Genomic DNA, 7,662 nt, shown 5'->3' with positions numbered 1-7,662 from the left:
GACACAGGAAGAGCAGTCCAGGGCCGCTCGCATATACTTGGGAAAGCGCGGAATATCTCAACCGAACACCCCCTGGCTAGCTGCCGAGTTTGTAAACCCGCTTTTTTTGCGTAGCGCTTGCGTTTGCACTTGAAAGGGAAAATCTAAAGTGGTTTCCCAAGGGTTTGGTAGGCACGAAGCAGGTTTTTTCGTTTTATACGAAGAGTATTGCTCGCAACTTGGGTGCCGGAAGGGATGGTAGCGATGAGTTGGTGAAGCCGACGAACCAGGCACTTGCTGCTATTGCCTCAGAGATGGCTGAAAACAGACGGGACTATGTGCCGCATAGCGACGCTATAAGCATCATCGATGGGAAATTCCGTGCGTACCCAGCACCCCTTGGAACGACATGGTTTGAAGTTCTCCAGAGAAACGGATTATTCAGACTTGATCCAGATCCTAGAGAAAGGAGAGCCGATCCTTTTGCCGCCCCTGAAGACATAGTTCGATTCAGCTTCCAGAGACTTCAAGACCACTTGATGGCCTCAGTAATACTGGAGACGGTAATAAAACCTTCTGATGCACTGAAATCTGGCTCCCTGAAGTTCATCCATGATGATGAGAGCATTCAAGGAGACTGGGTGGGATTGGTCGACGCCCTATCGGTGCAACTGCCTGAGCGCTTCAATCAAGAGCTCCTCGATCTGCTGCCAGGCGATATCAATGCATGGGCGAATGATCCAGCGGTCAATGATGCCTTCATAGAAAGTCTTAGGTGGCGCAATAATGAGTCGTTCACCGACCGGACACTTGAGCTATTCAACGCATTCTTGGAGGTTGAAGATGGACACTTTGACATTATTATCCAGGTCAGCGCGAGTGCCGGGCACCCCTGGAATGCAAAAGCGCTGCATAAGCGGCTAATTGTCCTTGATATGCCGAAACGGGACGCATACTGGACTGTGCACGCGAATATTCTCCCGTTAGACGCGGGGGCTACTGCCAGGCGGCTCATAGAATGGAGCGCTCTCGAGCAAAGCGAGCAGACAGACCCTGAGGTACAGTACCTTTGCGCGATAATCCTTACATGGTTCCTTGCTAGCTCTAATCGGGAGCTGCGGGACAAGGCCACCAAAGCGCTTACCTCCCTGATGATCCGCAACCCTTCTCTGTACGCGAAGCTTGGTGATGACTTCGCCGCAGTGGACGACTTATACATCCTGGAGCGCCTGCATACCGCTGCCTTCGGTGCGTGCTGTGTCAGCAATTGTGAACGGCTTCTGCGCCCCTTTTCTGCGGTGGCCTACAAGGCAGTATTCGACCGAGTGGATGTCCCCGCGTCCATCCTGCTTCGAGACGCCGCCCTTGGCATCATCGAGCTCGCCGATTGCAAAAACTGCTTGCCGGAAACCGTGGACATTCAGAAGGCCCGGCCACCCTACAACTCGAAGGTCATTCGGCTTTCCGTTACAGAAGAGGCTGTCGAGAAGGCTGCCAAAGTGCGCTGGCGACTCTCAGATACAAAGCTCATGCGCCCAGTGGGGTGGCGACTTTGGCTGCTATGAAATACGACCTCGCGTGACTTCGTTCCTGAATATCTCGCTCAGCACTCCTGAGCCCCTGACCCCTTCTGAAAGATATGAAATCTTTGAGCAAGAAGTCATCAACCATTGTCCTGAACGCGTCGAACTACTTGAAATGATGCACGCCTTTACGCCCAACCGCTTCCGAGATCTTCTTCAGCGTCGGCAGGGCACAGCTGCACCTGACCACTCTGAGAGCTTTAAAGCGTGCGAGACACTCCTTCTAAGAATGCTGAGCACAGGTGAAAAGGCTAGGTATCGCAAGGAATACAGGCCGCGCTTCAATGCTGCCGAGGAACGGCCTGACAAGCTACCGCATATCGATGTGACTGCCGCCCAGCACTGGGTTGCGAAGCGTGCCTATGGCCTAGGCTGGACGAAGGCTCGGTTCCCCGATGATCGAAGCAGGGGGCATGATTACAGTCGGGACAGACCGTTGGTTGAGCGCATCGGTAAGAAATACCAGTGGCTGGCTCTGGATGAGCTTCTCTGCAGCCTTGCTGATAACAAATGGATGTCCGAACGCGCCCTCCATGGATCTCGTCGGTATGTTGGCCCTCTCGATATAGGTTTCCATCGGGACATAGATCCAACAATCCTCCTAACCTCCGAAGAGGCGGCGAGCCCGGAAGACTCCATCCCCAGATCCGAAATCACCATGCGACAGACCTCAGAACACGAACTTGGGAAGTGGCCTTTTGAAGAGGATCCGGCTCTGGGTATAGCAAGCCTTGTCAGCAGGACGGATGCGAAGGGCTGGGCCTGGAGAGTTCTGCATGAGCATCGGTCGGTATCGGAGCGCTACAAAGACAAGCCCAGCCGCGAGCACGGGCTTAGAAAACAGGAATGGCGCTTCTTACTGCCGGTAATCGTCAAGCGTGAGGATGAGCAAAAACTCATAAAATTTATCCGACTGCAGAAGGAGATTCGAGTAGACACTTGGTCAGCCCGTAATGCGACGGATGATGGTTATCTACTTGAAGCCCCTTGGCGCTCAACGTGGGAACAGGAACAGTGGTCAACCATGGACTTTCACAATATTGGGGAGGTTGAGATTGCCTACCCGTGTTTCCGTTACCACTGGGAGTCCCATCTAGATGCGTCCCTGAACGACGGCGCTCACGCTCTGATACCTGCACCATGGCTCGCAAAACGACTAGGGCTGACGCCGCATCACTTGAACTCAAACATATACGCTGACAGCTCTGGCAGAACACTTTTCGTTAGTGGTCAGAGTCCTGACGACGGCTCTCATGCTTTTATAGATCAGAATCTGTTTTGACTCCTTTCTCGAGGAAGACGGTCTGTCCTGTATATGGATTTTTGTCACAGAACGGGGCGCTTGGCCAGGCGGTGGAAACAGCCATGCCTCCTGGCGTCGATCTGAAGGGGTCGTATGGCACAGTGGACGCGAACCACAGGTGCAACATTGGAAAAGAGATGTGGACAAGGGAGAGCCATCCGACCTGGATTCGTAAGGTAGGGGCAACCGGGGAGGACATCAGGTCGAGGCTCAGCTTCAGTTAACTGGGCCAGCGTCGAACTGATGGCTGATGACGGTTCCAATAGTGCGTAGCCAAACAGGAAGTAGCTCATGTCTAATAGGAAGAAAAAGCCAAATCGCTCCGGAAAAGTTACGTCGTCACTGGCAGATCACAAGAGGGTAGGCAAAGCGCTCATACCTCCTATGATGCAACTCACGGGGATGAGTTTCTCGTCGTGGGCGAACAATCGCCTACCGGAAATGCTTTGGGCTTGCCTGGTCATTACCGTAATTCCCCGCAAAGAGGCAATCGAGGTTTTTCGGGACATCGCCTCCATCGGCATTCGCTATCGACGTGATGAACACGAGCAGGAGTCAAAACCAGCACTGGGCTGGTCGCTTCGCCACTCTGATTTGCCGAACCAGCCGAGAGAGCTCTTCAACGCGCTTGTAACTCGGGTGCTCCACTGCCATTCAGGCTTGCAAGCGTTGCGTCCGTTACTGCTCCTCGAAAGTCTTCCAGGTCGAGACTGGTGGAAAGCAGCACTCGCTGTTGAGGCATCCGAGGACGACTGGCAGACCCTTGTCCAGGCGGTACTGAAAACCTTTGATCATCAGTCGCAAGAAGCAACGGATGTGCGCTGGTTAAGCGTGCTGTTCAAGCTAGGTCTGGGGGAGATCTTCGTCATGGAAACGATGAGGGAGCGAGTTCAAGAGCTAATCGAGTATCCGAATCATGGGGATATGAGATCAGTGCGCCCCTATATCAGATCGACGGAGATTGCTGTAACCAGCCTCAAGCCAGATCAAGCACCGAAACCCCTGGCCCGAATTATTCTGGGATTACACACTCGAACATACTCAATGCCTCCCAGCCCCATTGGAGTCCAGAGGTGGATCTGCCCACGATCCCAAAATCTTGGGCACGACGATTAATGATGTCCGCGAAGCTCTACTGGCTCATTGGTTCGCGAGCTTGAGTACCACTGGCCTGAATCAGAAACACGATGGCGTTTTTGGGTTCGGATTCTTCGCTCTCGCCTGCTTAGCCGAAATGAGTATGGGGCCGTTGAGTTCAGCAATTACTGGAAGGCTACTGCTTCGATCTCTTACTGAATGCAGGATCTCACTAGCTTACCTATTACGCTGTGGTAACGACGAGATGTGGAGGAAATTTCGTTCCTATGGCACCGGGCAAGCCAAGCTGGCACTGCTCAAGCACGAAGAGATGGCCGGCCAAAAACCTCAGTTTGTTACCCAAGAAGCTTTGGAAACCTTGGCGAACGAAGACTACTTCCAAGAGTACGTGGAGATCGATCTGGGCCATTGGGCTGGTAAAGATCTTCGCAGGCTGGCAGAGGATTCAGGAACGAAGGATGACTACGACCGGTACTACGGTTGGGCCTCGGGCTTCGTCCATGGTCAATGGGGTGCAATAAGGGACAGTAACTTCACCCACTGCCTGAACCCTCTCCATCGGTTCCATCGCATCCCACTGCCATACCACCGGATGCTGGAACCTACCATCGCTGATGCGCTGCACTTAGTAAATGCCATTCTTGCTGACGTGAACACTGCGTATCCTGGATTTGATACGCGCTTCGAGATCGAGGACGCACCAAGGGATGAGGAGAATAATGCAGCGGCTCCCAAAGAGCCTGCATAGGATGAGGTTGGGGAAATAAAAACAGGATTGATCTGCAGGTTCATAAATGATCCCGAATCGGTACATTAAGCCTATAAAACTGGCTTAGTGTCCCTTTCGGGCACATTACACGGCCCCTTCATCTCGAGCCGTGCTTGTCATTGCTTGGACAACTCATCCAGGGGTACGAACGCAGAGCCAGTTTCTGCAGCAGCTCTAACTTTCCGGTCAATTACCTCCGCAATGGGTATCCGCCGTCCCAGTGCTTTGTAGATATCCTCGCCGGACATGCAGATCACCTTTCGGCCTCTGCCAAATGCGTGGAGGCCTTCTTGGGTGAATCCGCCATAGCTGATGAAAAACCCCACGCGCCCAGGCGGCCTTTTGATCCAGCTTGCCGTGGAACGTATGTAGATCAGCTGCGCCGATTGGATACTCTGACCCATTTTGCCTCGACCAAATAGGTTTCGTTTCCGAGTTGAAAGCTACCATCGATTTGTTCACCGACCAGTCGAAAGGGCGACCGTGCCTGCAGCTTGGACGAGTCAAAGAGATCTTTGAGAAAGACTTCAAATTCATAGCCACGCTTATGGGGCGGTAGGCTGTGCAGCTTCTTCAGCCGCAGCCTTAGGGTATCAAAAATTTGCTCCTGATCGAGAAATGCTGCCGCCGCGAATGGATTCACCGCAACTTCTGCGGGCTGCCCTGGCGATCTTACGGACTTGAGCAGGGAGACGAATCGCCCCTCAGCGTTCACGACGGTTTCCTCAGCCTTGGTCTCCTCTCGCATAGATTGCCGATACTTCCAGAGAGCTTCGAGCACTCGAGATACCGTAGGGTGATCGGCGTTTTGAAGTAGGTATCTGACACGTCTGGCCTTGGAGGTGCCGTCTTTGGAAAACATCTCGTGCGAGATGTCGATTTCAAGCTCCTCCATGAAGAATTCGTCCATACGTGCGGTTAGGAAAAGTCGAGAACGTATCCTCCACCCATGTCGAAGATCGAGTCCAAAAACCGCATCTCAGTCGATTTGAAGTTCGCCACGCCTTTCCTCAATTTTCACTTGCTCAATATCTGATACCGAGCCCAAATCCCGTTTGAAAAAATCAGCTGCCAATATGCCCCCGAAACGGTGGTCATGTGCCCTGAATCGATGAGGCAGCCCAATCTTTCGGAACCATCGTAGACGCTCCGCAGATTGCCATGCTAATTTCTACGCCTCTGATCTCCCTGGATCAAACGGTCGGCTCGTGAAGGCTCAAGTGCCACAGGTTGTAACACCTCTTTATCGCACGCATTTCGACGATAGTCAGCGGGCAGCCGACACCCTGGCGCTCGGAGATTCGCATGCGCATTCCTGTTTATCCTGACGATCTAATCAGCAACCGAGGCTTCAAAAGCTTAGCCAAACAGCTACGCAATTTGTTGCACGGCCCATCGAGAGTACCACTCGCGTTCGCTCAAAGCCTTCTGGCTAGAGGCTTGGGTTATCAGGACTATCACGATCTCGAACAGTGTGCGAAGTCCGGCTCGCCCGAGTCGCTGATGGCTACGCCAGATACTGCAAAACTCGCGATCCTCTCAAGTATTCAAGCTGCGCTTGAGGCAAGTGAGGTGACCACCGACGAACAACAACTCAGACATTTTGTGGGCTCGTCTGCTTTCTCCTATCTGATGGCGTTCAAACGGAACCGCAGGGGCCGCCTGCCACTGCCAACTAGAGGCGTTCCAACGAGCGAGGATTTGCAGGCGTTGGAGCGTGCTATCAACGCCTCCGTAAGCTTGCGAGACCAGGCGCTGTTTTCATGCATGCGGGCGGGCGTGCGCCCAATAGAGTATCTAAGCTCGATTTGTCACAACGGAGGCGGCGCTTACCGGGTTTACAAAACCTGGCGCAGTGCTGGCAGAAACTTCAGCTATGTAGGTCTGCCCGCAACAACTCACGGGTCAGTCGCTCGGTATCTAAATGCCGAAAAACTCTCAGAAGGTGACTGGCTTTTCCCTTCTGCTCGACGCCCAGAGCACCCTATGTCTTTATTTGAGCTCGCTAGACTGCTGTCTAAGTGGTCTCGGGATGCTGGCATCATAGATGGGGCTGTCACTCTGGTAGGCATCCGGGTAACTAGCGATGCATTCCAGCAGATGTGGGAAGCTCGGAAACCTCGTTAGCTCGTATCTCATCCGGACAATGCTGCAGATCGAAGCTTGTGTTAGCAAAGATCAACTTAAAGTCCGGCTCCAAGGAATGCTCATTATGACCAGTACGCCAGCTCTGCAATTGAGGAAAGCTCAGCACGTTGTTGTCTTCACAGGCGCTGGTGCATCAGCTGAGAGTGGCATCCCGACTTTCAGAGACGAATTGACGGGACTATGGGAGCGCTTCGATCCAGCGCAGCTCGCCACCAGCGAAGCATTCCGAGCTGATCCATCACTGTGTTGGGGATGGTACGAATGGCGCCGGCATAAAGTTCTGCAGGCGCAGCCAAACGGTGCTCATCTCGCTATCGCCGAACTAGCTATGCATGTGCCCAAACTGACCGTGGTGACCCAGAACGTTGATGACCTCCATGAGCGCGCTGGTAGCCAGGATGTGATTCATCTGCACGGCAGCTTGCATTCGCCTCGGTGCATCGATTGTGGCCTGGCGCATACCTTGCCTCTTACGTCTGAAGCCCAGCCTGAAGATGGAAGTCGGATTGAGCCGCCGCGATGCAGTGCGTGTGATGGGTATGTTCGACCTGGCGTCGTTTGGTTTGGTGAGATGCTGCCAGAGGATGCATGGGGCGCAGGGCTCGCAGTTGCGCAGGAGTGCGATGTGTTCCTGTCGATTGGAACGTCCGGGGTTGTCTATCCGGCAGCAGAGCTTCCGTTACGCGCTTTGGGACAGGGGGCGACTGTCGCACACATCAATCCTGTGCGCTTCGATGTCAGCAGCCAAGAGCACTTTCTCGAAGGCCCCGCCTCTGTGATGA

At 53.6% G+C, this 7,662-nt stretch carries 7 protein-coding genes; 6 read left to right on the top strand and 1 reads right to left on the bottom strand.

The features are described 5' to 3' along the window. Nucleotides 1-251: 251 nt before the first annotated feature. The 4 genes from DQ405_RS23045 (at nt 252) to DQ405_RS23030 (ending at nt 4,711) form a co-directional block, all read left to right on the top strand. Nucleotides 252-1,544 (top strand): hypothetical protein, encoded by a 1,293-nt coding sequence (locus DQ405_RS23045; protein WP_168426275.1) that lies wholly within the window; start codon nt 252-254, stop codon nt 1,542-1,544. Nucleotides 1,545-1,557: 13 nt separating this feature from the next. Then, on the top strand, nt 1,558-2,844 hold the full coding sequence (locus DQ405_RS23040) for a hypothetical protein (protein ID WP_168426274.1): 1,287 nt from the start codon (nt 1,558-1,560) through the stop codon (nt 2,842-2,844). 312 nt (nt 2,845-3,156) lie between these two features. After that, on the top strand, nt 3,157-3,981 hold the full coding sequence (locus DQ405_RS23035) for a hypothetical protein (protein ID WP_168426273.1): 825 nt from the start codon (nt 3,157-3,159) through the stop codon (nt 3,979-3,981). Further along, nucleotides 3,965-4,711, top strand: a complete 747-nt coding sequence (locus DQ405_RS23030) for a DUF5677 domain-containing protein (RefSeq protein WP_168426272.1) — start codon at nt 3,965-3,967, stop codon at nt 4,709-4,711. The genes DQ405_RS23035 and DQ405_RS23030 overlap by 17 nt, the downstream gene beginning before the upstream one ends. Nucleotides 4,712-5,105: 394 nt before the next feature. Here DQ405_RS23030 and DQ405_RS27625 read toward each other — a convergent pair whose 3' ends face one another. After that, a complete protein-coding gene (locus tag DQ405_RS27625) occupies nt 5,106-5,627 on the bottom strand; it encodes a hypothetical protein (RefSeq protein ID WP_241730134.1) in 522 nt (173 codons plus the stop codon). A gap of 410 nt (nt 5,628-6,037) precedes the next feature. On the opposite strand from DQ405_RS27625, the gene DQ405_RS23020 reads away from it, so the two are divergent. Further along, nucleotides 6,038-6,859 (top strand): hypothetical protein, encoded by an 822-nt coding sequence (locus DQ405_RS23020; protein ID WP_168426271.1) that lies wholly within the window; start codon nt 6,038-6,040, stop codon nt 6,857-6,859. A gap of 85 nt (nt 6,860-6,944) precedes the next feature. Beyond that, nucleotides 6,945-7,662, top strand: a 718-nt coding sequence (locus DQ405_RS23015; RefSeq protein ID WP_168426276.1) for an SIR2 family NAD-dependent protein deacylase, incomplete at its 3' end; no start/stop codon positions are given.

The organism is Pseudomonas sp. SST3 (assembly GCF_003325755.1).
The sequence above is the reverse complement of the archived record's forward strand: the minus strand, read 5'-3'. Positions and strand labels throughout refer to the sequence as shown.